The sequence below is a fragment of the Prosthecodimorpha hirschii genome (assembly GCF_001305515.1).
GTDB lineage: Bacteria > Pseudomonadota > Alphaproteobacteria > Rhizobiales > Ancalomicrobiaceae > Prosthecodimorpha > Prosthecodimorpha hirschii.
This window is the reverse complement of record NZ_LJYW01000001.1, coordinates 5,814,985-5,839,244: the sequence shown is the minus strand read 5'-3', so window position 1 is coordinate 5,839,244 and position 24,260 is coordinate 5,814,985. Positions and strand designations below refer to the sequence as shown.

Sequence of the window (24,260 nt, the reverse complement as noted above, 5' to 3'; positions counted from 1 at the left end):
CTCATCCCTGCCGCAACACGCGATTGACCATATTGGCGCGTCTTTCAACCTTTCTTAACCATGACCGGGCAGTTTGGCGGCAGGTTCAGACGGGTCATCATGTCATGGGTTGGCGCCGCGCCATTGCTGTTTCGCTGTCACTGGCGCTCGCCGGATGCGCCGGCTACGTGCCGCCGCCGCCCGCCTTCCATGCCGTGCTCAACGAGCCCTATCGCTTCGATTCCGGCGATCGTCTGCGCATCACCGTGTTCGAGCAGCCGAGCCTGACCAACAGCTACGTGGTCGATCAGGCCGGCTATATCGCCTTCCCGCTGGTCAATCTGGTGCCCGCGCGCGGCCGCACCGCCGACCAGCTCGCCGCCGAACTCGGCCTCAAGCTCCGCAACGGTTTCCTGCGCAACCCGGACGTCTCGGTCGAGGTCGACCAGTATCGCCCGTTCTTCGTGATGGGCGAGGTGCGCAATGCCGGCCAGTATCCCTACGTGCCCGGCATGACTGCACAGAACGCGATCGCCATCGCGGGCGGCTTCACGGCCCGCGGCAATCAATCCGCCGTCGACATCACCCGGCAGATCAACGGCGAGGTCATGACCGGCCGCGTGCCGACTTCGGACCCGATCCGCGCCGGCGATACGATCTATGTCCGCGAGCGCCTGTTCTGAGGCCGGGCGCCCTCCCCGACAGAGGCGCAGAGACATCTCGAAATCAGAGAAATTCTTGACTTCACCAGTGGACCCCGGTCAGCCGGCGCGACCACAAGGTGAATTCAGATATTTGCTCCGTGAGTAGTTGTTACCTTCTGCTATTCTCAATTTTACATAATTTTCTAGCGCAATATATCCAAAAGAGAATTTGCGAACGTATTTTCTTCATCCTTATTATAATAGATTTCTATTACAATAGCAAAATCATTCGGATCCCGCTGCGTGCAAACGGGTTCATAGATATTCTTAAAAATCGGAATCTGCCATTTATATACATCATAGGTTGCTTTGTTGTTGATTCTCTTCCACGTTCCCCCCGTTATACCCAAATATGAGACTCGCACGATTTCGCCGGACCACTGATCGATGTCAACGATATCGAGATGAACGTCAGCGATCTCGACAAAAAATACTTTTCCGAGAAGCGTATTGCCTTTCTTTGACTTTCGAAGAACAAGATAAGGCGCAACAAGACCCTCCGAGAGCGGGACGCCATAAATCATCCCAGGCTCAATCTGTTTCCACAAATGCGCAATCTGCCGGAAGCCCACCATAGAACTCCATTTCAAAACGCAAAAAGGCTCCTGCCAACGTCGGTGATCCCGGTCAATTCAATAAAATATTGCCACAAGACCTGCCTCGAAAGCAGTCCTGACGGTTCCCGGAGTCATGCTTGGTCTCGACTATATTTCGATCCCCAACCAAGACAATCCCCACCGGAGCAAACTAATCTGAAATATTAGTATTTAAACAATCAGTAGCCACCGCGACCTTCGCAAGGGTCACAGTAGAGAATTCCGCTTCACCGGCAATCTGAAGTGGCACTGCGGCGATCCGGGAATCCATTTTAACCGCTTTGGCAGAACCGTTCTTAAGGTTAATTTTATTTTACTGCCGCCGCGGGCGCGTTCATGTCTCCGAATAAACCCCTGGCTCACGGACTTCCGCTTATCTAGTCGAAACCAGATGCGAAACGCGCATGGTTTCGAGGACGGACATGGCCGACGGCAAGTCCCTGCGTATCGTGCATTGTCTCCGGGCACCGGTCGGCGGTGTCTTCCGGCATGTCGAGGATCTGGTCCGTCACCAGGCGGCGGCCGGACACGCGGTCGGCCTCGTCTGCGCGGCCGGCTCGGCGACCGGCCACGAAGCGCAGCGCCTCGACGATCTCGCCGGCGATCTGGCCCTCGGCGTCCACCGCGTGCCCATGGGCCGCTCGATCGGCCCGCGCGATCTGGTCGCCGCGGCGCGGTTGTGGCGCCGACTGTCGCCGCTCCGGCCCGACATCCTGCACGGCCACGGCGCCAAGGGCGGCACCTTCGCGCGCCTCGTCGGCCAGGCTCTGCGCGCCGGCGGCATCCCGGTCGCCCGGCTCTATTCGCCGCATGGCGGCTCGCTGCACTTCGCGCCGGCAAGCCTGGAGGGCCGCGTCTATTTCGCGGTCGAGCGGGCGCTGGAGCGGCTGACCGAGAGCCTGGTCTTCGTCTCCCGCTTCGAGGAGGCCGCCTACCGGGCCAAGGTCGGCGCGCCGCGCTGCCGGTCGAGCCTGATCTATAACGGGGTCTCGGCGGCGGAGTTCGAGCCGGTCGCGGCCGATCCCGATGCGGCGGATTTCGTCTGCGTCGGCGAGATGCGCGACCTGAAGGGCACCGACCTGGTCATCGAGGCGGTGGCACGCCTGCGGGCGGCGGGCCGGCCCGTGACGGCCGCGCTGATCGGTCCCGGCACCGAACGCGCCCGCTACGAGGCCCTGGCCAGGGAGCGCGGATTGCAGGGGGTCGTCACCTTCGGCGAGTCCCAGCCGATCCGGCGCGCGCTGGCCCGGGGCCGGACCGTGCTGGTGCCCTCGCGCGCCGAGTCCCTGCCCTATGTCGTGCTGGAAACGATCGCCGCCGCGCGTCCGCTGATCGCCACCGCGGTCGGCGGCATTCCGGAGATCTTCGCGGCCGAGGCCGGCCGCCTGATCGCGCCCGGCGCGGTCGAACCGCTGGCCGACGCCATGGCGGCGGCGCTCGACGATCCGACCGGCCATCAGGACCGCGCCGTGCGCCTTGCCGCCGCGATCCGCCCGACCTTTTCGAGCGCCGCCATGGCGGGTTCGATGGAAGCCCTCTACCGCAGCCTGGTGGCGCAGCGCACCGCCACCGTTCCCGATCCAACGTCAAGTCTGCCGGTCACAAGCCGCAACCGCTGAACCGGAATCGTCCATGTCCGTACAGCCGACCCATATCGACCCGAAGCCTGCCGCCACGCCCTCCGCCGAGGGAGAACCGAACCTGCGCCTGGTCCATCCCGCGCCGGAACCTGCCGCCGGCAAGACCGGCGACCCGGCGCTGGCTTCCGCGGTCTCGGCGCTGGTGGCGAAATGCCTGACCGACAAGCCGATGTCGATGTCGATCCTGGCCGGTGCGGTGCGCGCGCTGGATTTCGCTGCCGTCTTCGCGCTCGGGGCGCTGACCTTCTGGATCTACGTGCCCGATCCGGAGGCCGACCGGGCGCTCTACTTCTCGGTCGCGCTGCTCGCGGCGGTCGTCAACACGATGTATGTGCATTCGTCCGGCGGCTACACGCTGCCCGGCATCCTGCCCTATGCGCGCACGGTGCGCCGGGTCCTGGCGGCGTGGTCGGCGGTCTTCGCGACGCTCGCCGTGGTCGTCTTCTTCATGAAGATCGGCACCGATCTGTCGCGCGTCTGGCTGGCGCTGTGGTTCCTGTCGGGCGCCGCCTTCCTGGCCTTCGAGCGCGCCGTGCTGGCCTCGGTGGCGCGACGCTGGATCCGGATGGGACGGCTGGCGCGGCGGGCCGTGATCGTCGGCGGCGGCCAGGCGGCGGCCGACCTGATCCTGTCGCTCGAGGCGCAGCCCGACAACGACATCCGCATCTGCGGCGTCTTCGACGACCGCAAGGACAGCCGCTCGCCCGCCGTGGTGGCTGGCTATCCGCGCCTCGGCACGATCGACGAACTGGTCGAGTTCGGTCGCATCGGCAAGATCGACATGCTGATCGTGACCCTGCCGCTGACCGCGGAGGCGCGCGTCCTGCAGCTGCTCAAGAAGCTCTGGGTGCTGCCGGTCGACATCCGCCTGTCGGCCCATGCCAGCAAGCTGAAGTTCCGGCCGCGCTCCTATTCCTATGTCGGCTCGGTGCCGCTGTTCGACGTGGTCGACAAGCCGCTCGCCGACTGGGACCGGGTCATGAAGCGCGCCTTCGACCTGACCTTCGGCCTTCTGGCGCTTCTCGCCCTGATGCCGATCATGGTCGGCGCCGCGATCGCCATCAAGCTCGACAGCCGCGGCCCGATCTTCTTCCGGCAGAAGCGCTACGGCTTCAACAACGAGCTGATCGACGTCTGGAAGTTCCGCTCGATGTATGTCGATCAGGCCGATGCCGACGCGGCCCGGCTGGTCACGCGCGGCGATCCGCGCGTGACGCGGGTCGGCCGCTTCATCCGGCGCACCTCGATCGACGAATTGCCGCAGCTCTTCAACGTCATCGCCGGCACCCTGTCGCTGGTCGGCCCGCGTCCGCACGCCCTCTCGGCGAAGGCCGACAACCAGCTCTACGAGCAGGTCGTCGACAGCTATTTCGCCCGCCACCGCGTCAAGCCCGGCGTCACCGGCTGGGCGCAGATCAACGGCTGGCGCGGCGAGACCGACACCTCCGACAAGATCGAACGGCGCGTGGAATGCGACCTCTACTATATCGAGAACTGGTCGATCGCCTTTGATCTCTACATCCTGTTCGCGACGCCCTTGAGGCTCCTGTCGAGCGAGAACGCCTATTGAGCGTCGCGGCCGCCCCGATCCAGGCCGGCGCCGGCTGGCCGCGCATCGGCCTCGCCCGGTTCGGCGACGCGATGCTGTTTCTCGGCGTCGCCTCCGGCTCGGTCGTGATGATCGAGCCGGCGCCCTACGACCTGATCCTGGTCGCGATGGGCCTGTTCGCCTTCGTGCTCGGCCTGCGCATCCCGCGCGCCATGGGACCGCTGCTCGTTCTCCTGCTGCTGTTTGAGGTCGGCGGCCTCCTGGTCATGACGCAGCCGCTGCTGGAGACCGAGAAGTCGCCCCAGTTCGTGGCGATCTCGCTGTTCCTGGCCTTCACCTGCATCTTCTTCGCCGCCACCGTCGCCGACCGGCCGCAGCGCATCGAGCTGATCGTCCGCGCCATGATCCTGGCGGCCCTGATCGCCGCGGTACTCGGCATCTTGGGCTACCTGCTGCACATCGAATCCCTGACCCGCTACGACCGCGCCAAGGGCGCCTTCAAGGATCCGAACGTCTTCGGGCCGTTCATGATGCTGCCGCTCCTGGTGCTGGCGCGCGAATTCCTGACCCGGCCCTTCGGGCAGGTCTGGTGGAAGGCCGGCCCGATCCTGGTCATCCTGGTCGGCGTGCTGTTCTCCTTCTCGCGCGCGGCCTGGTTCCTGGCCGTGTTCGGCCTGGTGCTGCTCGCCTTCGTCGTCTTCCTCAACGAGCGCTCGGTGAAGGGCCGGCTCCGGCTGATCGGCATCGCGGCGGCCGGCGCGGCGGCGGTCGTCTTGGTGCTGGTCGCGATCCTCGCCGACGAGACGACGCGCGAGTTCCTGATGAACCGCGCCAAGCTGGTGCAGGACTATGACGGCGCCCGCCTCGGCCGCCTCGCCCGGCATCTGATCGGCTTCCTGTGGGTCACGGAACTGCCGCTCGGGCTCGGGCCGCTCGATTTCGGCTACTATTACGGCGAGGATCCGCACAACGTCTATCTGAAGGGCTTCCTGGCCTATGGCTGGCTCGGCGGCCTCTCCTATCTGGTCCTGGTCTTCTGGACCATCGGCGCGCTGTTCCCGCTGATGTTCAAGCCGCGCCCCTGGCAGCCCTACGCCCAGGTGGTCTGGGTCTGCCTGATCGGCCATCTGATCGTCGGCTGGATCATCGACAGCGACCACTGGCGCCACTTCTTCATGCTCTGGGGTCTCGCCTGGGGGATGGTCGCGCTGGAGGCGGCGCATCGGCGCAGGATGGCGCGGACCCTGCCGGCGCGGCCCGCCATCGGCGCATTCGAGGCCGCCCGGACTTGACGGTGTCGATTTCCCGACGCCTCATGTCGTCCTGCAGCCAGCCTGATGCCCTCACCTCGCCTTGACTGCATAGCGGCCGGCGCGGCGTCGGCGGGACTCGAAGCCCCTCATGACGCCATGACAAAAATGCGGTCGCGCTCGGACAAGGGATGATGTCCGATCGACGGGCGGAAAAGTCGCTGGTGGGACAGGGGCGGTCGCACGGATCGACGGCTGGGAGGCGCGCGATGAACATCAGACCCGAGATCGGTTCGACGCATACGATCGGGTTTCTCCTGGTCCCGAACTTTTCGATGATCGCCTTCGCATCGGCGATCGAGGTGCTGCGGCTGGCCAACTACGTCACCGGCCAGAAGCTGTTCGCCTGGAAGCTCTATTCGCCGGAGGGCGTGCCGGTCGAGGCCTCGAACGGCGTCTCGGTCTCGGTCGACGGATCCTATCGCGACATCGGGCCGATGCCGGAGATCATCGTCTCCGCCGGCCTCGACGTGCAGAAATACGACCACTCCATCCTGATCGCGAAGCTGCGCAAGCTGGCTTTCTACGGCGTCTCGATCGGCGCCGTCTGTACCGGCACCTATGTGCTGGCCAAGGCCGGTCTGCTCGATGGCTACCGCTGCGCCATCCACTGGGAGAATTACGACAGCTTCCGCGAGGAGTTCCCCGAGATCGAGGTGACCCAGGAACTGTTCGAGTTCGACCGCAACCGCTTCACCTGCGCGGGCGGCACGGCGGCGGTCGACATGATGCTGGCGCTGGTGGCGACCAAGAAGGGCCAGGCGGTCGCAGCCCTGGTCACCGACGAGATGATCCACCACCGCATGCGCGACAGCCACGAGCGCCAGCGCATGGAATTGAGGGCGCGGCTCGGCGTGTCGCACCCGAAACTGCTCGCGGTCATCGCCGAAATGGACAAGCGGCTCGAACGGCCGCTCTCCTGCGCCCAGCTCGCCAAACTGGTCAGCCTGTCGCCGCGGCAGCTCGAGCGTCTGTTCCAGCGCTATCTCGACGCCACCCCGACCCGCTACTATCTCGGCCTGCGCCTCAACCGCGCCCGCCACCTGATCCGCCAGACCTCGATGCCGATCCTGTCGGTCGGGCTCGCCTGCGGGTTCGTCTCCGCCTCGCATTTCTCCAAATGCTACAGCGAGTTCTTCAAGCGCACGCCGTCCGAGGAGCGCAACGGCATGCGCAACGAGAAGCGCGTCGAGGTGCTGGAGGCGCCCTGAGCGCGGAGCCGGCTGGGCTCCGATCGCCCCTGGTCGCCGGCGCGGGGCCGGCCGCCCCGGCGCCGGCCGGTCAGCCGAGCACGTCGAAGCCCTGGCTCCAGAAGTCGGCTTCCAGGCGGCTCGCCCGGCCGAAGGTCTCCGCCAGATCGTCGAAGCGGGCTTCGGTCAGCGCGAGACGGGCGAGCCGGTCGAGATTGGCGCGCGCCGATCTCGCGACCTCCTGATAGAGCGGACCGGAATATTCCAGGATCCAGTCGCGATAAGGATTGCTCTCGGAAATCCCGCCCGGCCGTCGGGCAAGCGCCGCGGCGATCTCGGCATAGCCGACGACGCAGGGCGCCAGCGCGACATAGAGATCGAGCAGGTCGCCGCGCTGGCCGCAATCGAGCACGAAGCGCGTATAGGCGATCGTCGCCCGGCCTTCCGGCGCGCGCTCCAGCTCGGACGGGCCGAGGCCCCAGCCGGCGCAGAGCCGGACATGCAGATCCATCTCGGTATCGAGGATCGCCTTCACGCCCGACAAGGCGGTGCGCATCTCGTCGAGCGTGCGGCTCTTGTAGATGGCAAGCGCATAGGCGCGGGCGAACTGGATCAGGAACAGGTAGTCCTGCACCAGATAGGACTGGAAGGCGGCGGCCGGCAGGGTGCCGTCGCCGAGGCCGTCGACGAAGGGATGGGCCACATAGGCGCGCCAGTCGTCCGGACGGGCGGCGCGCAGGCGGTCGAACAGATCCATGGGGTGTCTTCCGGCTCGCTCGAGGGGCGCTGGATGCCGCCGGCCCGAGAGCGATGGCGGCGGCGGAGATCGGCGGCAAAGGATTCGGGAGGCAAGTGGTTTTGGGGGGCCAACGGTTCGGAGGGCAGCGTGGTCGGGTCGTCGCGACGCAGGCGCCACCGGCCCGACCCTTCGCCCCAGCGGGACGCTCCGAGCCTGATACCGATCCGCACCGGCGGCCGCAATCGGCACGCTGCCCACTGCGCGTCCGGACCGGCCGCCGCCGCCTCTCAGCGGACCGACCCGGTCTCCTTCAGCGCCCCGACATAATTGTCGGTCATGGCCAGAATGTGCCGGCCGAGCACCGCCAGCAGGCGCTTGCGGTCGACGGCCCGGAAGGCCTCGATCATGTCGAGATGGTCGGCATGGGCGCGGCTGCGGTGCATGGTCAGGGGCGCGGCGAGATGGGCGCGCAGGGCCGCCAGCCGGCCCGATGCGATGCCGTAGGCCTCCGACAGGTAGCGGTTGCCGCAATGGGTGAAGAAGGCCTGATGGAACAGCGAGTCGGCGCGGGCGAAGTCGAGCGGGTGGTCCTCGGCGCGCGCCGCCTCCATCATCGCGACCGACGCGGCGAGATCGCGCAGCGTCGCCTCCGGTGCCACCGAAAGCGCCAACGGGGCGGCCGCCATTTCCAGGATGTGCCGGTAGGCGACCAGCGCGGCGATATCCTCGGCGTCGGGCTTGAAGACGAAGGAGCCGCGCTGCGGCTTGATGTCGATCAGCCCCTGCAGCTGCAGCATGGTCAGCGCCTCGCGCACCGGCGTGCGGCTGACATTCATGGTCGCGGCGATCTGCTCCTCGGAGAGGGCCTGGCCGAGCTGCAGCTCGGTGCTGACGATCGCCTCGCGCAGCCGCTCGGCGACCAGCACGGCGAGCGATTTCGGGCGGTCGATGCCGAGGCCCTCGACCGATCCCGAGCGCTTCGCGACCGCCCCCCGTTCGCCGAACTGCCCCCGCCGGACCTCGCCCATCCACCCACCCCGTCTGCCGTTCCCGACCGCGCCGCAGTCACCCCAGCCATAGCGCGAAACGGCGCCGGGCGAGACTCCCCCCGCCGGCCTCGGCCGACCCGCGCCTGCCATGCACGCATTTCACTCGCATACTGTACCTCAGTATCTTGACATACTGTACCTCAGTTCGTCTACGATGCCGTCGCCTCGCCGGACGGCGGGCCAGAACGGCGACAAGCCGTCGCTCCATCACACCCGGGAGGGACCCCATGATCTCCAGACGACGCGCCGTGCTGGCGCTGAATGCGCTTGTGCTTGCCGCCGGACTGACCGGCATCGCCACCGCGGCGGGCGCCCAGACGGCGAAGCCGATCACCATGCGCATCGCCCATGCCCTTCCGGAAACGCACGGCTACAGCCTGTGGCTCGCCGACTTCAAGAAGGAGCTCGACACGCTGGCCCAAGGCCGTGTCGACGTGCAGGTGTTCCCGAATGCGCAGCTCGGCAAGGAGACGGAATATCTGGAAGGCATGAAGCTCGGCGCGATCGACGGCGCCGTGATGGGCCGCCACGGCCAGATCGATCCGCGTCTCGACGTGCTCAACCTGCCGATGATCTATCGCGACGAGGCCCATGTCAGCGCGGTCCTGCACCGCGACGGCCCGGTGCGCGAGAAGGTCGACGCGATCATGCTGGAGAAGGGCTTCAAGGTGCTCGGCTGGGGCGAGCTCGGCTTCCGCAACATCACCACCAAGACCGGTCCGGTCGCCAAGGCCTCGGACCTGAAGGGCATCGTCATCCGCGTGCCCAATGTCGAGCCGTGGCTCGCCGCCTTCCGCGCCTGGGGCGCCAATCCGACGCCGATGGACTTCTCGGAGCTCTATTCCGCGCTCCAGCAGGGTGTCGTCACCGCGCAGGAGAATCCGCCGGAACTGATCTACACCTCGAAATTCTACGAGGTGCAGAAGTTCCTGAGCCTGACCCAGCACGCCAACATCCCGAGCCAGTTCGTGGTCTCGAAGGCCTATTGGGACAAGCTGCCCGACGATCTGAAGCCGATCGTGCTGAAGGCCGCCCGGGCGAGCCAGGACCGGCAGGTCGCCGCCACCCGCGCCGCCAACGCCAAGCTGGTCGCCGATCTGGAAAAGGCCGGCATGACCGTCGTGCGCAATGTCGACAAGGAGAGCTTCCGGGCCGGCGCCGAGGTCTCCTGGAAGGCCTTCGAAGCCAAGTATGGCGGCGACCTGATCAAGGCGATCCAGGACACCAAGTGATCCCATGACCTTCGTCTCGATCGCCCTGCGCTGGGTCTGCGGCGCGCTCCTGGCGGCGCTCGTCGCCATCGTCTCGATCGCGGTCTTCTACCGCTACGCCCTCAACGCGTCGCTCTACTGGGCGACCGAGGTGCCCAACTTCATCCTGGTCTGGATGGTGTTCCTGGGCAGCGTCGTCGCCTTTCACGAGAAGAAGCACATCGCCTTCGATCTCGTGACCTCGTCGAGCCCGCCGCCCATGCGGCGGACGCTCGAGGCGCTGTCGGCCCTGACGGTGATCGGCTTCCTGGGGCTGATGATCCATTTCGGCGTCAAGCTGGTCGCCAGCACGATGGACAGCCCCTCGGAGGCGCTCAAGATCCCGCAAGGGTGGCTCTATCTCTGCCTGCCGCTCTCCGCCGGCCTGATGATGGCCAGCGCCCTGCAGCAGCTCTGGGCCACCCTGACCGGGCGCGGGACGGAGGCCGGCGCATGACCGCGATCCTGTTCGCCGCCTTCTTCGTCACGCTCGCCATCGGCGTGCCGATCGCCTTCGGCATGGGCGTCGCCACCGTGGTGGCGCTCGCCTGGGGCGGGACGATCCCGCTGTCGATCGCCCCGCACAAGATGGTCAACGCGGTCAACTCGTTCCCGCTGGTCGCGTTGCCGCTGTTCATCCTGGCCGGCGCGCTCGCCGGCGAGACCTCGATCGCACCGCGTCTGGTGCGCTTCGCCAATGCCCTGGTCGGCCATATCCGCGGCGGCCTCGGCCACGTCAATGTGGCCGCCTCGATGTTCTTCGGCGGCATCTCGGGCTCCGCCGTCGCCGACGTGGCGGCGATCGGCAGCCTGATGATCCCGGCCATGGAGAAGCAGGGCTACACCCGCACCGATGCCGGCGCGATCACCATCACGGCCTCGGTGATCGGCATCCTGATCCCGCCCTCGATCCCGATGGTGCTCTACGGGGTCACGGTCGGCGAATCGATCGGCGCGCTGTTTCTCGCCGGCCTCGTCCCCGGCATCCTGGTCGGGCTGGCGCTGATGACCGCCGTCTTCTTCATGTCGAAGCGCAAGGGCTGGCCGCAATCGGAGCGCCGGGCCAGTGCGGGCGAACTTTGGGCGAGCTTCACGGCCGCCTTCCCGTCCCTGCTGCTGCCGGTCTTCCTGCTCGGCTCGATCGTCTCGGGCGTCGTGACGGCGACCGAGGCCGGCGTGATCGGCGTCGCCTATGCGCTGTTCCTCGGCGGGGTCGTCTACCGCGACTACACGCCCGGCGAACTGTTCCGCATCCTGATCGACACGGCGATCTCGACCGCGATCCCGCTCCTGGTGCTCGCGACCACCTCGGTGGCCGCCTGGATCATCGCCATCGAGCGCTTCCCGGCGGCGATCGTCGGCTTCTTCAATCAGGCCCAGCTCGGCCCGATCGCCGTGCTGGCGCTGATCAACGTCTTCCTGCTGATCGTCGGCATGCTGATGGACCTGGTGCCGGCGCTGATCCTGTTCGCTCCGATCCTGCTCCCCGTCGCCAAGGCCGCCGGCATGGAGCCGATCCAGTTCGGCGTGCTGATGGTGGTCAATCTGGGCATCGGGCTGGTCACCCCACCGGTCGGCAACTGCCTGTTCGTCGGCGCGGTCATCGCCCGGGTGCCGGTGATGCAGCTGGTCAGGGCCGCCCTGCCCTTCATCGCCGTCAACATCGCGGTGCTCGGCCTGGTCACCTATGTGCCGGCCATCAGCCTGTGGCTGCCGAAACTGTTCTACTGAGCCTCGCGCTTCCCGTCCCCACCCCGATCCCTTATCGCCAGCGAGTAGCAATCATGACCGGACTTCTGGGGCGCGGCGCCCTGGTCAACTGGGGCGGCGTCGTCGCCGAACAGGAAGACGACTACAACATGTGGCACAGCCGCGAGCACATGCCCGAGCGCCTCGCCGTGCCGGGCTTCCGCCGGGGCCGGCGCGGCGTGGCGCCCGAGGGCACCCCGGCCGCGCGCAAGTATTTCATGATGTACGAGGCGGTCGACGCGGAGGTCTTCATCTCCGCCCCCTATCTCGCCCGCCTCAACGATCCGACGCCGTGGACCCGGCGCATCCTCTCCGCCTATATCGAGCCGTCGCGGACGGTCTGCCGGGTCGTCGCCGACAAGGGTGACGGCGTCGGCGGCTGGCTCGCCACGCTGCAGTTCTGGGCCTCCGACGTGACCGGCCTGCGCGCCTTCGCCGCCTCGGACTGGATCGACCGGGTGATGGCGCTGAACGGCATCCTCGGCGCCAGCGCGCTCGAAGGCGACCGCGCGCTCGGCCAGCAGCCGACCGCCGAGAAGACCTTCCGGGAGAGCCGCGGCGACCGCGACCGCACGGTCGACTTCGCCCTCCTGGTCGAAGGCTTCGACCAGGCGCCGACCGAGGCCGCCGCCCACGGCCTCGCCGCGGAGGCCGAGGCGGCGACCGGGCTCGCGCCGGTCGTGACGCTCTACCGGATGCAGCATGTCATCACCAATGTCGACGTGGCGGCGACGGCATGAGGGTCCTGGTCACCGGCGGCGGCGGCTTCATCGGCGCCTGGATCGTGCGTGCGCTCGCGGCGGCGGGCCATGAGCCGCGCATCTTCGATCTCGGCAGCGACCGGCGCATTCTCCGATTCATCGCCGGCGATGCGCTGGCCGGGCGGACCGAATGGGTCAGCGGCGACATCGCCGACACGACCGCCGTCGAGGCGGCTGCGGAGGGAACCGACGCCGTCATCCATCTCGCCGGCCTGCTGACGCCCGCCTGCCGGGCCGATCCGGTGCTCGGTGCCCAGGTCAACCTGATCGGCACGCTGAACGCCTTCCTGGCGGCGCGCCGGCACGGCATCGGCCGGGTGCTCTACATGAGCAGCATCGGCGTGTTCGGCCCGGAGGGCGGCGCCCTGCCGGCTCCGACGACGCTCTACGGCGCCTTCAAGCTCGGCGGCGAATATGCCGCGCGCGCCTTCCATGCCGACGACCGCATCGCCAGCATCGGCTTCCGCCCCTATGTGGTCTATGGACCCGGCCGCGAGGCGGGCCTTTCGGCCGGTCCGTCGCTCGCCGCCCGCGCGGTCGCCCGCGGCGAGGCCTATACGATCCCGTTCACCGGCACGGTCGACCTGATCCATGTCGAGGATGTCGCCGACGCCTTCCTGCGCGCCCTGACGGTTCCGCTCGACGGCGCCGCCGTGGTCAATCTGTGGGGCGAACGGCTCGATGCCGCCGGCATGCTGGCCGCCATCCGGGCGGCGCGGCCGGACGCGCGCATCGCCGCGGAGGGTCCGTCCATGCCGATCGAACCGCCGCCGGCCGACGGCGAGGCCGTCCGTCTCCTGCCGGGTTTCTCGTCGCGCCGCTTCGCGAGCGGGTTCGCCGCGTCGGTCGCCTTCCTCGAACAGGCCGAACGGGAGGCCGGGATATGACCGGCCGCTTCCAGGATCAGGGCGTGATCGTCACCGGCGGCGCGCGCGGCATCGGCCTCGGCATCGCCGCCCGGCTGGCCGCGGAAGGCGCCCGGGTCGCGATCTGGGATCTGGCGCCGGAGGCCTTCGATGTCGACCGGGCCGGCTTCGAGCCCGCCGCCCTGCTGCCCGTCGACATCGCCGACGAGGCCTCGGTCGCCCACGCGGCCGAGGCCTCGCTCGCGCGTCTCGGCCGGATCGACGTGCTCGTCTGCAATGCCGGCATCAACGGCCCGGTCGTCGAGACCGTCGCCTATCCGCTGGAAACCTGGAACCGCGTGCTCGCCGTCAACCTGACCGGCACCTTCCTGTGCTGCCGCGCCGTGGTGCCGCACATGACCGCCCGCGGCTACGGCCGCATCGTCAACGTCGCCTCGATCGGCGGCAAGGAGGGCGTGCCGGGCATTTCCGCCTACACCGCCGCCAAGGCCGGCGTGATCGGCTTCACCCGGACGCTCGCGCGCGAACTCGCCACCACCGGCGTCCTGGTCAATGCCGTCGCTCCCGCCATGGTCGAGACGGAACTCCTCAGCCAGATGACGCCGGCCCATATCGAGGCGAGCCGCGCCAAGATCCCGATGGGCCGCTTTCTCGCCATCCCCGAACTCGCCGCCGTCGTCGCCTTCGCGGCCAGCCCGGAGAACGCCTTCACGACCGGCTTCACCTTCGACGCCACCGGCGGCCGCGCGGACTACTGATCGGACCGAGGCGGATCAGCCCCGCACGGCCTGCGGTTGACGCCGCCGGGTCCCGAGCGTAAGCGGCAGCTACGCCTTTCGGGCCGGCCGAGCGGGCGCCACGCTGTGCGTCGGGCCTCGCCTCGCGCCTTTCCGCCAGGGATGCCCCGATGCCTCGCCTGCCGCTGTCCCCGACCGCCGTCGTCTGGATGCTCGGGGCAACCCAGATCCTCGGCTACGGCACCGTCTACTACAGCTTCGCGATCCTGGCCGCGCCGATCGCGACCTCGCTCGGGCTCTCGGTATCGACCGTGTTCGGCCTGTTCTCGCTGTCGCTCCTGGTCGGCGGCGCGATCGCGCCCTTTGTCGGCCGGCGGATGGACCGCCATGGCGCGCCGGCCGTGATGGCGGCCGGCTCCGTGGCGGTCGGCCTGCTGCTCGCCGCGACGGCCTGGGCGCCGGGCGTGGTCGGCTTCGCGATCGCCCTGACCGCGCTGCAGACCGCCGCGCCGGCGATCCTCTACGATGCCGCCTTCACGACCCTGGTCCAGGCCAGCGACGGCGGCGCGCGGCGGCGCATCACCCATCTGACCCTGATCGCCGGCTTCGCCTCCACGCTGTTCTGGCCGCTGACCTCCTGGCTGGCCGCCCACATGGACTGGCGCGGCGTGCTCATGGTCTTCGCCGCCCTCAACCTCCTCGTCTGCGCGCCGGCCCATATGCTGATCGCGCGAGCGCCCAGCCGGACCGGTCGCGCCGTGCCGCTCGCCGAGCCGGACGCGCCCGCTCCCGAAGCCCCCGCGGCGGGTGCCCCCGCGGCAGGCGCCCCGGAGGCTGCCGCCCTTTTGCCCGAGGCGATCGCCGGGCGCGTCTACGGGCTGATGACGCTCGGCTTCGCGCTGAGCGGCTTCATGCTGTCCGCCCTCCTCGCCCAGATGGTGCCGGCCCTGACGGCGCTCGGCCTCGGCGGCGCCGCCCTGGTGGTCTCCACGCTGTTCGGCCCGGCGCAAGTCATCGTCCGCTTCGCCGACATGTTCGTCGCCGGGCGCCGCGACCCGCTGCTCGTGACGCTGTTCGCGATGGCAATGTTCCCGCTCGCCGGCACGATCCTCGCCGCCACGGCCCCCTCGGTCGCAGGGGCGGCCGTCTTCGCCGTTCTGCTCGGCTTCGGATCGGGCCTGAAGAGCATCCTGCAGGGTACCCTTCCGCTCGCCCTGTTCGGGCGGGCCGCCTACGGTGCCCGTCTCGGCCGCATGACGCTCGCCCGCCAGTTCCTGGCCGCCGCCGCGCCCTTCCTGTTCGCCTGGATCCTGGAACGGCTCGGGGCGTCCGTGGCGCTGCTGTCGATCGCGGCGGTCGGCATCGCCGGTGTCGCCTGCTTCGTCGAGATCGCGAGACTGCGTCGCCGGCATCCGACCGCGGCGTCTCCCGGCCGGCCCTGACGCCCAGCCACCATCGCCCGGGCCTCCATCGCCCCGGCCCAACCCAGAAGTACCCGGGCGCCCGAGGGCGAAGGCCGGCCGCCCGGCGCCGTCGCCGGTCTCCAAGGATCGGCTCATTTTTACGCGACATTCAGAGGATGCGAATAATCTCCATCCGAGCCGACCTGACACTTGGACGATCGGGATGAAGAGCATGGCCGCCGCGTTGTTGGCATACTTCCGATCGACCGACCGGGTCCCGGGTGGGAGACCGGAGGGAAGTACCCACAAGATCCATCATTTCGCTACTGAAATACCGGCGACAACCAGTCCGGGATCCGACCGTCCTCGGCACTTCGGCACTTTGACGGCCGGCCTTGAGACCGGCGACGGCATCGACCGCCTCGTCTCCGTCGCCGGCCGGGCCATCCGTGCCGTGCGCAGCCCCCCGGCGAACCGCGACAGCCCTCCGATCGCGGAAACCGCTGGCGCGCCCCCGGCCTCGCCATCCGTGCGCCGTCGACCGCCATCTCCGATCCCAGGATAGACGAGAACTCCGATGCGCCTCTCGGTCCGACATTCGCTGATGATCGGCATGGCCGTGCTGGTCGGCCTGATCATCGCCCAGGCGCTGGTCGGCATCGGCGTGCTCGAGGCCGGCCGCCAGTCCACCCGCCTGATCGTCGTCGATACGATCCCGTCGATCCGCCTGCTCGGCGAGATCAACCTTCAGGCGACCCGCCACCGGCTGCGAACCACCCGGCATGTCCTGAACAGCGACCCCGCGGTCATGACCCGGATCGAAGGGCAACTGGCCGAGGCCGAGACCACCCTCGATCGGTTGTTCGCGGAATTCGAGGCCCATCTTTCGACACCGAGCGAAACCAAGGTCTGGCGCCAGTTCCGCACCGAGTGGGCGCAGTATCTCGATCTCCAGCGACAGGCGATCCAGGAAAGCCGCAAGGGCGCGAAGGCGGCGGCGACCGCAACAATCGAAAGACAGCGGGACGACTTTCTGGAAGCAGTCGAAAAGGTTCGGGGTCTGATCCAGGCCCATGACGGCCACGTCGTGCAGGCGCTGGACGGGATCGAACGGCGTTTCGATTTTGCCCTGATCGGCTTTCTGGTTCTGTCCGCGGCCGCCGTCCTGTTCGCGCTCGGGGCCTGGAGGCTGTTCGTGACCCGCACCGTGGTCGCCCTCGATCAGATGACCAAGGCGATGCGCGAGATCGCCGCCGGCCGGCTCGACGTGCCGGTGCCGGCGTCGGAGCGTCACGACGAGATCGGCGCGATGGCCGAGGCTCTGTCGGTCTTCCGCGACAGCCTTGTCGAGACGACGGAGCTGCGCGCCCAGCAGGTCGAGATGGATGCGGCCAATCTGCGCCTGATGAGCGAAATCCAGGAAGCCCTGTCGGTCCAGGCCGCCCGCCTCGACGCGGAGGTCGCCGAAAAGACCGGCGAGCTCGCCGACCGGGAACGCGAGATCGTCTGGCGCCTGTCGCGGGCGACCGATCGGCGCGACACCGACACCGGCGACCACATCGTCCGCATGTCGCGCGTCTGCGGCATCATCGCGGAAGGGCTGGGCCTGCCCGAAGAGGAATCCCGGATGATCGAGATCGCCGCCCAGATGCACGATGTCGGCAAGGTCGGCATTCCGGACGACATCCTGTTCAAGCCCGGCAAGCTGACCGCGGAAGAACGCGCCGTGATGGAAACCCATGTCCTGCTCGGCTGGCAGATCCTGAAGGGCTCCAAGTCCCCCCTGATCCAGCTCGCGGCCGACATCGCCTACAGCCACCACGAACGCTGGGACGGCAACGGCTACCCGAATCGGCTCGCCGGCGACGCCATTCCGCTGGCCGGCCGCATCGCCGCGCTGGCCGACGTGTTCGACGCCCTGGTTTCCGAACGGCCCTACAAGAAGGCCTGGCCGCTCGACGAGGCGCGCGCCTTCATCGAAGCCAATGCCGGCGAACACTTCGACCCCGACTGCGTCGTCGCGTTCCTCGCCCGCTGGGACGAGATCGCCGCCGTGATCGATCCTCCGCCGAGCTCGACCCGAGGCACCTCGATCGCCGCCTGAACGCCGCCATCAGGCAAGCGCGCATCGGCCGCAGCGCGAGCCCGGCCCACCGTCGGGCCACTACACGGCCAACCGCCCGGCCTACCGCCCGCCGCCCCTGCCCCCGGCCCGCCGTCCGCCCTACTGCCCCGGCCCATTGCCAGGCCCGCCGTCCGGCCCCCTGCCCGGCCCGCCGTCCAGCCCCCTGTCCGGCCGCTTCCGCGCGCGGCGCGTCTGCCGTCGCCGGACCCGTTGCGCGCCGCCAAAGAGCCCGTATCTTGTGGATTCCGCCGGCCCGGGTTGCCCCGCCCCGCCGCACGGGCTAGGGGTTTCACGTCGGAGCCGTGGCCGAGAGGCTGAAGGCGGCGGTTTGCTAAACCGTTATACGGGCTTAAACCCGTATCGAGGGTTCGAATCCCTCCGGCTCCGCCATTTCCGCAGATAGTGCGACCTCTCCCGGCGATCGCCATGGCCGAAGGCACCCGTTTGCCTGCGGATTCTCCGGGTACCTCATGACGTCTTGCGCATGGCCGGGCTGAGGCGCGCAGGCGCGGATGTGTAGCGCGCAAGATCGAATGGCCGAGCGCGCGAGATCGGATGGCGGCGATTTTCCGGCTTCGAGCATTTCCGGTCGCCGGGATCCTCAGATGATCCGTTCGCCCGCTCCCGCGACGTTGCCGGAACCGGAGCCGGAACCGACCGTATAGGTCGCGTCGGCCGTCTCCAGGGGGACGCCAGAGACGGTGCGACGCGCGTCCGGATGGCGGCCGGACGCTTGCCATCCGCCGCACGGGTGCGGCCGGCGACGGCACCCTGACGTCGCTCCGCCTGACCGCCATTATGTCGACAGATAGCCGCTATGCACGGATGATGCTTGCATTCGAACCGGGCCGCCGGAATGCCGGGTCGAAGGAACATTCTTCTGCCTCCATCGCAGAGAAACGGCAGAATATCACTCACTTTGCCGCGCGATCTCCGACTCTTCGGCCCTCTCCGAGTGACCTGGAGCGGGTCGACGTGTGCAAGCAAGCCGCGCATCGCGGCCACGGCGTGAAACAAAGTGTCGACAAATTGGACCTCAGGCGACATAGTTTGGCGATCAAAACAAACATTGCGGGCAGCCTGCGGGCATGGTCGCACGGGAGGAAGCGATGAACCGACGTCATGCCTTGATGGCCCTCGCGATCGCCTCGCTCGCGGTCACCGGAACCGCGGGTGCCGCCTCGGCCCAGTCCTGGCCGACCAAACCGGTCGTCATGGTGGTGCCCTTTGCACCCGGCGGCGCGACCGACGTCTCGGCGCGGCTCGTCGCGGAGGGGCTGAGCAAGGAACTGGGACAATCGGTCGTGGTGGAGAACCGCACCGGCGCGGCCGGCAATATCGGCGTCGCCTACGCCGTCGGTGCACGCCCGGACGGCTACACGCTGCTCTTTGCCACCATGGGAACGCTCACCACCAATCCGCATCTCTACAAGGAGACGTTCGACGTTCAGAAGGATCTCGTTCCGATCAGCAAGACCTTCGAAGTCGACCATGTCCTGGTCGTCAAGCCGAGCCTCGGCGTCAACTCCATCCAGGAGTTGGTCGCGCTCGCCAAGTCCAAGCCCGGCGAACTCACCTACGGCTCGGCCGGCATCGGCTCTTCCGTGCAGATGTTTGCCGTCATGCTCAACATGATGGCCGGGATCGACGTCCGTCAGGTGCCCTACAAGGGCTCGGCCGAGGCGCGGGTCGCCGTGGTTGGCGGCGAAATCGATATGGTCATGGACTCGCCCCCCTCCGCGCTCGCCCAGATCCGGTCCGGCGCCCTGAAGGCGCTTGCCGTGACGAACGACAAGCGGAACGAGACCCTTCCAGACGTCCCCACGATGGCAGAAGCCGGAATCACCGGCTATGCGGCGTCCGCCTGGGGGGCATTGCTCGCGCCGGCCGGAACGCCGCAACCGATCGTCGACCGTCTCGCCACCGCGACACGCAAGGTGCTCGCCGATCCGGCCGTGATCGAAAAGTACAAGAAGACCGGGCTCGGCGCGGTCTCCTCGTCGCCCGAAGAATTGCGCGCCCTGATCGCTGCCGACACCAAACGCTGGGGTGACATGGTCAAGGCGGCCGGGATCAAGGTCGAGTGATCCGACGCCGGCTGCGGCGGCCGAGCAAACCCGGGCGGGAGTGGAAAGCGTGAAGAACGGCGATCTTTGGGGCGGGCTCGCGCTCATCGCCTTTGCGGCGCTCTACGCCTGGGCCGGCAGCGACCTCAAGCTTGTCAGCTCGCTGGGGATCGGACCCGGGCTCTTCCCCCGCCTCCTGGCCGGCATCCTGGGGCTCCTCGGCGTCCTTATCGCTGCCCAGGCCGTGGTCTTCCGCAATGCGGAGGCGGCCGAGGACAGCGACCCGCCCGATCCGGTACCGCTGCGCAGCCTCCTGCTCGTCTCGGCCGGGCCGGCGGCCTTCGCCGTGATGGCCGTTCCTCTCGGCGTCGTGCCGGCCCTGGCCGGGGCGGTATTCGTTTCGGCCTTCGCCAGCCGAGAAATCTCGGTCGTCGAGGCATTCGTGACCACCGTGGTTCTGGTTGCCGCCTGCGTTCTGCTGTTCCGATACGGCCTCGGGCTGCCGCTGGTGCTGTTCGGCGACCTCCTGACCGGCGCGGAATGAGGGGCACCCCATGGACATGAGCCAACTTGCCCTCGGCTTCGCCGCCGCTCTCACGCCGGAGAGCCTGTTCTACTGCTTCCTCGGCGCATTCCTCGGCACGGCCATCGGCGTCCTGCCGGGCATCGGCGCGACCGCCACCATCGCCCTCCTGCTGCCGATCACCCTGTCGCTCGGGCCGCTGTCGGCCATCATCATGCTGTCGGGCATCTATTACGGCTCGCAATATGGCGGGTCGACCACCGCGATCCTGATCCGCATCCCGGGCGAGGGTTCCTCGGTGGTCACGGCGATCGACGGCTACCGGATGGCGCAGCGCGGTGAAGCCGGCGTGGCGCTGGCGACCGCGGCGATCGGGTCGGTCGTCGCCGGTTCGTTCGCGACGCTGCTGATCGGCGCACTGGCCCTTCCGCTGTCGGCCGTGGCGCTGAAGTTCGGCGCGCCGGAATATTTCGCCCTGATCACCCTCGGCCTGATCGCCTCCGTCACGCTGGCGCATGGTTCGGTGCCGAAGTCGCTCGCCATGGTGATTGTCGGCATCATGCTCAGCATGGTCGGCACCGACCTCTATACCGGCACACGCCGTCTGACCTTCGGCGAGCGCAGTCTGGCCGACGGCATCAGCTTCGTGGTCATCTCGGTCGGCATCTTCGGATTGGGCGAAGTCATCCGAACCATCGGGGCCCCGACCGACCGCGACCTCATCACCGCGAAGGTGCAAGGGCTGTTCCCGACCCGCGCCCAGTTCCGCCAGATGGCCGCGCCGATCCTGCGCGGCACGGCCATCGGTTCGCTGCTCGGCCTGTTGCCCGGCGCCGGGGCGACCCTGTCGAGCTTCGCCGCCTATGCGGCGGAGAAGCGCTTCGTCCGCGGTCCGCACAAGCTCGGGCACGGGGCGATCGAAGGGGTCGCCGCCCCGGAGGCGGCAAACAACGCGGCCGCCCAGACCTCCTTCATCCCCATGCTGACGCTCGGCCTCCCGGCCAACCCGGTGATGGCGCTGATGATCGGCGCGCTGGTGATCCAGGGGATCCGGCCCGGTCCCAACGTGATCTCGGCGAACCCGACCCTGTTCTGGGGCCTGGTCGCCTCGATGTGGATCGGCAACCTCATCCTGGTCGTGCTCAACCTGCCGCTGATCCGGCTCTGGGTGATGCTCCTGCGCATCCCCTACCGCTATCTCGCCCCGGCGATCGTGGCGCTGTGCGTGATGGGCGTCTACGGCACCGCCTTCAGCGTCGCCGAGGTCTGGTTGATCACGGGTTTCGCAGCCTTCGGCTATGCGCTCTACCGGTTCGGCTTCGAACCGGCGCCGCTCCTGATGGGCTTCGTTCTCGGACCGCTGCTCGAAGAGCAACTGCGCCGGGCCCTGATCATCTCCAAGGGAAGCCCGCTGATCTTCGTCGAGCGCCCGATCAGCGCCGCCCTGCTGGCGCTGTCGGTGTTGGTCCTGGCCGCCATGATGCTGCCGAGGCTGCGTCGCCGCCGCGCCACCGTCTTCCAGGAGCCCGAGGCGATCTGACTGCGTTCCGGCCCCCGGTCCGGCGCCGCCAGGCCGGATGGGCCTTCAGGAGACCGCGAGGAGAATTCAGGAATGACCGTGAAGGGATACGAACTGTTCGGACGGGCCGTGCAGGCCGAAGGGGCCGACACCGGCTTCTTCATCATGGGTGGGCCGAGCAACGACGCCATCAAGGCCTGCGAGGCCGGCGGGATCCGCATGATCGACGTGCGGCATGAGCAGGCCGCCGCCATGATGGCCAACGCCTATGCGCGCGTCCGGGCGCGGCCGGCATTCTGCATCGCCGCGTCCGGCCCCGGAACCATCAATCTGACCACCGGCCTCGCCCATGCCCTGGTCGACTGCGCCCCGCTGGTGGCTTTCGGCGGCGCGAGTGCGGTCGGCCAGTACCAGCGCGGGTCGTTTCAGGAGATCGACCAGGTCGCCATCATGGCTCCGGTGACCAAGCATGCCGAACGCGTCTACGATGCGCGCCGCATCCCCGAATATGTCGCCCGCGCCTTCCGGATCGCCTGTTCGGGCAAGCCGGGGCCCGTCTATCTCGATCTGCCGGGCGATGTCCTCTACGCGGACGTCGAGGAGAGCGAAGTGGTCTGGCCTGCGGCCCCCGCTCCGCGCCCGCGCCCGCCGGCACATCCGCACGACCTCGACACGCTCGTCGGTCTGCTGCGGTCGTGCGAACGACCGCTCCTGCTGACCGGGAGCGGCATCCTGTGGTCGGAGGCCTCCGAGGCGCTGAACCGGTTCGTCGATCTCACCGGCATTCCCTTCTACACGACCCCTCAAGGCCGCGGGGTCGTACCGGAGGATCACGAAGCCTGCTTCCCGCTCGCGCGGAGCCAGGCCTTCAAGGAAGCCGACCTCGTCGTCGTGGTCGGAACCCGGCTGAACTACGTGGTCTCCAACGTCGAACCCCCACGCTTCTCGGCAACCGCTCGGGTGGTGCGCATCGACATCGATCCGGAAGAGATCGCCGGATCGCTGCGTCTGACGCTCGGCATCGTCGGCGATGCCCGGGTCGTCCTCGAACAGCTTCACGCCGAACTGACGGCCGAAGACGGCGCCCGCTACGCGGCCTGGCGGGAGCGGCTCGGCGCCATTCACACGAGCAAGCTTGCCAAGCATGAGGCGTCGCTCGCCGTCGACCAGTCGCCGATCCATCCGCTGCGCCTGTGCAAGGAAGTCCGCGACCTGATCGGCCGCGACACCATCCTGTGCGTCGATGGCCAGGAAATCCTGAACTACGGCCGTCAATCGATCCCGAGCTACCGGCCTGGCCACCGCCTGAATTCGGGTCCGTTCGGCACCATGGGTGTCGGCATGCCGTTCGGCGTCGGCGCCAAGGCGGCGCGGCCGGACAAGACGGTCGTCGTTCTGCACGGCGACGGTTCGTTCGGCCTCAACGCCATGGAGGTCGACACCGCCCTGCGTCACAATCTGCCGATGCTGGTCGTGATCAGCCTCAACGGCGGCTGGACCGCCGATCCGGAAGGCAAGAAGCCAGGCCGCTATTTGGGCTATCAGCGATACGACCTGATGATGGCGGCGCTCGGCTGTCACGCCGAATATGTCGAGAGGCCGGAGGATATTCGTCCGGCCTTGGAGCGCGCCGCCGCTGCGGTGGCGGACGGCAAGGTGGCGGTGGTCAACGTGGTGACCGACTGGCGGGCCCGATCCGGCACGGCCGCCTTCACCAACTACACGACCTGACGGCCCGGGAGACCGGGGATCGGTCGGGTCGGCAGGGTGCTGCCGACCCGGATCGATGGCCGCGAAAGACCCGTCAGCGGACCGCCTCGTGGTGCCGGATCACTTCGGCGATCACGAAGTTCAGGAACTTCTCGGCGAATACCGGATCGAACTGGGCATCCACCGACAGGCGCCGCAAGCGCTCGATCTGCTGCTTCTCGCGCGCCGGGTCGGAGGGCGGCAGGTCGTACTCGGCCTTGAGGAGGCCGACCTGTTTGGTGCACTTGAAGCGCTCGGCGAGAAGATAGATCAGGGCGGCGTCGATGTTGTCGATGCTGTCGCGGATCCGGCGCAATTCCGTCGTGACCGGATTGTTCTCGCTGACCATGCTGGGCTTTCCTTGCTTGCGATCCGACGCCTATGCCACAGCGCGGCCCGTCCGGGTAGGGAAGACCTGCGTCTCCGCCCGCCTGCGTCCTCGGGGCCCGCCGGGTCCGGATCGAAGAGTACCGGACCGGACAGGCTCAAAACAGCGCGTTCGGGGCATGTCCTCGACGATTGGGAAATTCCGTTCCATCGGGAAATGCTCCGTTGGCTCGGTTTCACGAGACGGGTGGTGGCCGTCCGCTCGCGAAACCGAACCGGTCCGTCTGGGATTGCCCGGTCAATCGGGTCCGACATTTGCGGGACGCAGATGCCGGATTGCGACCGCGGCCGGTGTCGCCGGTCGGCGCCGTCCTGGGCGCTGACCGGACTTCGCGCCGGCGCCGACGGCGCCTGCGTCACCGCGCCGGT

At 68.1% G+C, this 24,260-nt stretch carries 21 protein-coding genes and 1 tRNA gene; 18 read left to right on the top strand and 4 right to left on the bottom strand.

The features are described 5' to 3' along the window. Window positions 1-104 precede the first annotated feature (104 nt). On the top strand, window positions 105-662 hold the full coding sequence (locus ABB55_RS25615; RefSeq protein WP_054361360.1) for a polysaccharide biosynthesis/export family protein: 558 nt from the start codon (window positions 105-107) through the stop codon (window positions 660-662). A gap of 164 nt (window positions 663-826) precedes the next feature. On the opposite strand, the gene ABB55_RS30020 is transcribed toward ABB55_RS25615, so the two are convergent. Further along, window positions 827-1,273 (bottom strand): hypothetical protein, encoded by a 447-nt coding sequence (locus tag ABB55_RS30020; protein ID WP_210168262.1) that lies wholly within the window; start codon window positions 1,271-1,273, stop codon window positions 827-829. A gap of 410 nt (window positions 1,274-1,683) precedes the next feature. Between ABB55_RS30020 and ABB55_RS25610 the strand changes: the two genes are divergently transcribed. The 4 genes from ABB55_RS25610 (at window position 1,684) to ABB55_RS25595 (ending at window position 6,989) form a co-directional block, all read left to right on the top strand. Continuing rightward, the gene (locus tag ABB55_RS25610) at window positions 1,684-2,898 is read left to right on the top strand and encodes a glycosyltransferase (RefSeq protein WP_244472124.1); all 1,215 of its coding nucleotides are present in this window, start codon (window positions 1,684-1,686) and stop codon (window positions 2,896-2,898) included. Between the two features lie 13 nt (window positions 2,899-2,911). Then, window positions 2,912-4,489 (top strand): undecaprenyl-phosphate glucose phosphotransferase, encoded by a 1,578-nt coding sequence (locus ABB55_RS25605; protein ID WP_083463948.1) that lies wholly within the window; start codon window positions 2,912-2,914, stop codon window positions 4,487-4,489. Further along, window positions 4,486-5,760 (top strand): O-antigen ligase family protein, encoded by a 1,275-nt coding sequence (locus ABB55_RS25600; protein ID WP_054361358.1) that lies wholly within the window; start codon window positions 4,486-4,488, stop codon window positions 5,758-5,760. Before ABB55_RS25605 ends, ABB55_RS25600 begins: the two co-directional genes overlap by 4 nt. A 227-nt stretch (window positions 5,761-5,987) precedes the next feature. Next, window positions 5,988-6,989, top strand: a complete 1,002-nt coding sequence (locus ABB55_RS25595; protein WP_054361357.1) for a GlxA family transcriptional regulator — start codon at window positions 5,988-5,990, stop codon at window positions 6,987-6,989. Between the two features lie 70 nt (window positions 6,990-7,059). Here ABB55_RS25595 and ABB55_RS25590 read toward each other — a convergent pair whose 3' ends face one another. Then, entirely contained in the window at window positions 7,060-7,725 is a 666-nt protein-coding gene (locus tag ABB55_RS25590) for a TenA family protein (protein ID WP_054361356.1), read from the bottom strand. Window positions 7,726-7,994: 269 nt separating this feature from the next. Continuing rightward, complete coding sequence (locus ABB55_RS25585) at window positions 7,995-8,735, bottom strand: GntR family transcriptional regulator (RefSeq protein ID WP_160321324.1); 741 nt, start codon at window positions 8,733-8,735, stop codon at window positions 7,995-7,997. A gap of 248 nt (window positions 8,736-8,983) precedes the next feature. On the opposite strand from ABB55_RS25585, the gene ABB55_RS25580 reads away from it, so the two are divergent. The 13 genes from ABB55_RS25580 to ABB55_RS25520 all read left to right on the top strand — a co-directional run bounded on the left by ABB55_RS25580 (window position 8,984) and on the right by ABB55_RS25520 (window position 23,486). Next, entirely contained in the window at window positions 8,984-9,988 is a 1,005-nt protein-coding gene (locus ABB55_RS25580; protein WP_054361355.1) for a TRAP transporter substrate-binding protein, read from the top strand. A gap of 4 nt (window positions 9,989-9,992) precedes the next feature. Then, on the top strand, window positions 9,993-10,463 hold the full coding sequence (locus ABB55_RS25575; protein WP_054361354.1) for a TRAP transporter small permease: 471 nt from the start codon (window positions 9,993-9,995) through the stop codon (window positions 10,461-10,463). After that, window positions 10,460-11,737, top strand: coding sequence for a TRAP transporter large permease (locus tag ABB55_RS25570; protein WP_054361353.1), 1,278 nt, complete (start codon window positions 10,460-10,462; stop codon window positions 11,735-11,737). Before ABB55_RS25575 ends, ABB55_RS25570 begins: the two co-directional genes overlap by 4 nt. Window positions 11,738-11,790: 53 nt before the next feature. Next, entirely contained in the window at window positions 11,791-12,495 is a 705-nt protein-coding gene (locus tag ABB55_RS25565; protein WP_054361352.1) for a hypothetical protein, read from the top strand. Continuing rightward, window positions 12,492-13,403, top strand: a complete 912-nt coding sequence (locus ABB55_RS25560; RefSeq protein WP_054361351.1) for an NAD-dependent epimerase/dehydratase family protein — start codon at window positions 12,492-12,494, stop codon at window positions 13,401-13,403. Before ABB55_RS25565 ends, ABB55_RS25560 begins: the two co-directional genes overlap by 4 nt. Beyond that, window positions 13,400-14,140 (top strand): SDR family NAD(P)-dependent oxidoreductase, encoded by a 741-nt coding sequence (locus tag ABB55_RS25555; RefSeq protein WP_054361350.1) that lies wholly within the window; start codon window positions 13,400-13,402, stop codon window positions 14,138-14,140. Before ABB55_RS25560 ends, ABB55_RS25555 begins: the two co-directional genes overlap by 4 nt. Before the next feature lie 149 nt (window positions 14,141-14,289). Next, window positions 14,290-15,561, top strand: coding sequence for an MFS transporter (locus ABB55_RS25550; RefSeq protein WP_054361349.1), 1,272 nt, complete (start codon window positions 14,290-14,292; stop codon window positions 15,559-15,561). Window positions 15,562-16,099: 538 nt separating this feature from the next. Continuing rightward, the gene (locus ABB55_RS25545) at window positions 16,100-17,626 is read left to right on the top strand and encodes an HD domain-containing phosphohydrolase (protein WP_054361348.1); all 1,527 of its coding nucleotides are present in this window, start codon (window positions 16,100-16,102) and stop codon (window positions 17,624-17,626) included. 317 nt (window positions 17,627-17,943) lie between these two features. After that, window positions 17,944-18,037: transfer RNA gene (locus ABB55_RS25540), tRNA-Ser, on the top strand. Window positions 18,038-18,756: 719 nt separating this feature from the next. Then, window positions 18,757-19,734 (top strand): Bug family tripartite tricarboxylate transporter substrate binding protein, encoded by a 978-nt coding sequence (locus ABB55_RS25535; protein WP_160321323.1) that lies wholly within the window; start codon window positions 18,757-18,759, stop codon window positions 19,732-19,734. A gap of 49 nt (window positions 19,735-19,783) precedes the next feature. Then, complete coding sequence (locus ABB55_RS25530; protein ID WP_054361346.1) at window positions 19,784-20,257, top strand: tripartite tricarboxylate transporter TctB family protein; 474 nt, start codon at window positions 19,784-19,786, stop codon at window positions 20,255-20,257. A gap of 10 nt (window positions 20,258-20,267) precedes the next feature. After that, a complete protein-coding gene (locus ABB55_RS25525; RefSeq protein WP_054361345.1) occupies window positions 20,268-21,776 on the top strand; it encodes a tripartite tricarboxylate transporter permease in 1,509 nt (502 codons plus the stop codon). Between the two features lie 72 nt (window positions 21,777-21,848). Then, entirely contained in the window at window positions 21,849-23,486 is a 1,638-nt protein-coding gene (locus ABB55_RS25520) for a thiamine pyrophosphate-binding protein (protein ID WP_054361344.1), read from the top strand. Window positions 23,487-23,559: 73 nt separating this feature from the next. Here the strand turns inward: ABB55_RS25520 and ABB55_RS25515 are convergent, their stop codons facing one another. Continuing rightward, window positions 23,560-23,853 (bottom strand): chorismate mutase, encoded by a 294-nt coding sequence (locus ABB55_RS25515; RefSeq protein ID WP_054361343.1) that lies wholly within the window; start codon window positions 23,851-23,853, stop codon window positions 23,560-23,562. Window positions 23,854-24,260: the final 407 nt, after the last annotated feature.

Excerpts from the sequence above, each read along its gene's own strand:
- ABB55_RS25615 (WP_054361360.1), top strand. The coding sequence starts at position 105 with ATGGGTTGGCGCCGCGCCATTGCTGTTTCGCTGTCACTGGCGCTCGCC.
- ABB55_RS25585 (WP_160321324.1), bottom strand. The coding sequence starts at position 8,735 with ATGGGCGAGGTCCGGCGGGGGCAGTTCGGCGAACGGGGGGCGGTCGCG.
- ABB55_RS25575 (WP_054361354.1), top strand. The coding sequence starts at position 9,993 with ATGACCTTCGTCTCGATCGCCCTGCGCTGGGTCTGCGGCGCGCTCCTG.
- ABB55_RS25565 (WP_054361352.1), top strand. The coding sequence starts at position 11,791 with ATGACCGGACTTCTGGGGCGCGGCGCCCTGGTCAACTGGGGCGGCGTC.
- ABB55_RS25555 (WP_054361350.1), top strand. The coding sequence starts at position 13,400 with ATGACCGGCCGCTTCCAGGATCAGGGCGTGATCGTCACCGGCGGCGCG.
- ABB55_RS25595 (WP_054361357.1), top strand. The coding sequence starts at position 5,988 with ATGAACATCAGACCCGAGATCGGTTCGACGCATACGATCGGGTTTCTC.
- ABB55_RS25580 (WP_054361355.1), top strand. The coding sequence starts at position 8,984 with ATGATCTCCAGACGACGCGCCGTGCTGGCGCTGAATGCGCTTGTGCTT.
- ABB55_RS25515 (WP_054361343.1), bottom strand. The coding sequence starts at position 23,853 with ATGGTCAGCGAGAACAATCCGGTCACGACGGAATTGCGCCGGATCCGC.
- ABB55_RS25535 (WP_160321323.1), top strand. The coding sequence starts at position 18,757 with ATGAACCGACGTCATGCCTTGATGGCCCTCGCGATCGCCTCGCTCGCG.
- ABB55_RS25545 (WP_054361348.1), top strand. The coding sequence starts at position 16,100 with ATGCGCCTCTCGGTCCGACATTCGCTGATGATCGGCATGGCCGTGCTG.
- ABB55_RS25590 (WP_054361356.1), bottom strand. The coding sequence starts at position 7,725 with ATGGATCTGTTCGACCGCCTGCGCGCCGCCCGTCCGGACGACTGGCGC.
- ABB55_RS25610 (WP_244472124.1), top strand. The coding sequence starts at position 1,684 with ATGGTTTCGAGGACGGACATGGCCGACGGCAAGTCCCTGCGTATCGTG.
- ABB55_RS25570 (WP_054361353.1), top strand. The coding sequence starts at position 10,460 with ATGACCGCGATCCTGTTCGCCGCCTTCTTCGTCACGCTCGCCATCGGC.
- ABB55_RS25520 (WP_054361344.1), top strand. The coding sequence starts at position 21,849 with ATGACCGTGAAGGGATACGAACTGTTCGGACGGGCCGTGCAGGCCGAA.
- ABB55_RS25525 (WP_054361345.1), top strand. The coding sequence starts at position 20,268 with ATGGACATGAGCCAACTTGCCCTCGGCTTCGCCGCCGCTCTCACGCCG.
- ABB55_RS25560 (WP_054361351.1), top strand. The coding sequence starts at position 12,492 with ATGAGGGTCCTGGTCACCGGCGGCGGCGGCTTCATCGGCGCCTGGATC.
- ABB55_RS25550 (WP_054361349.1), top strand. The coding sequence starts at position 14,290 with ATGCCTCGCCTGCCGCTGTCCCCGACCGCCGTCGTCTGGATGCTCGGG.
- ABB55_RS25605 (WP_083463948.1), top strand. The coding sequence starts at position 2,912 with ATGTCCGTACAGCCGACCCATATCGACCCGAAGCCTGCCGCCACGCCC.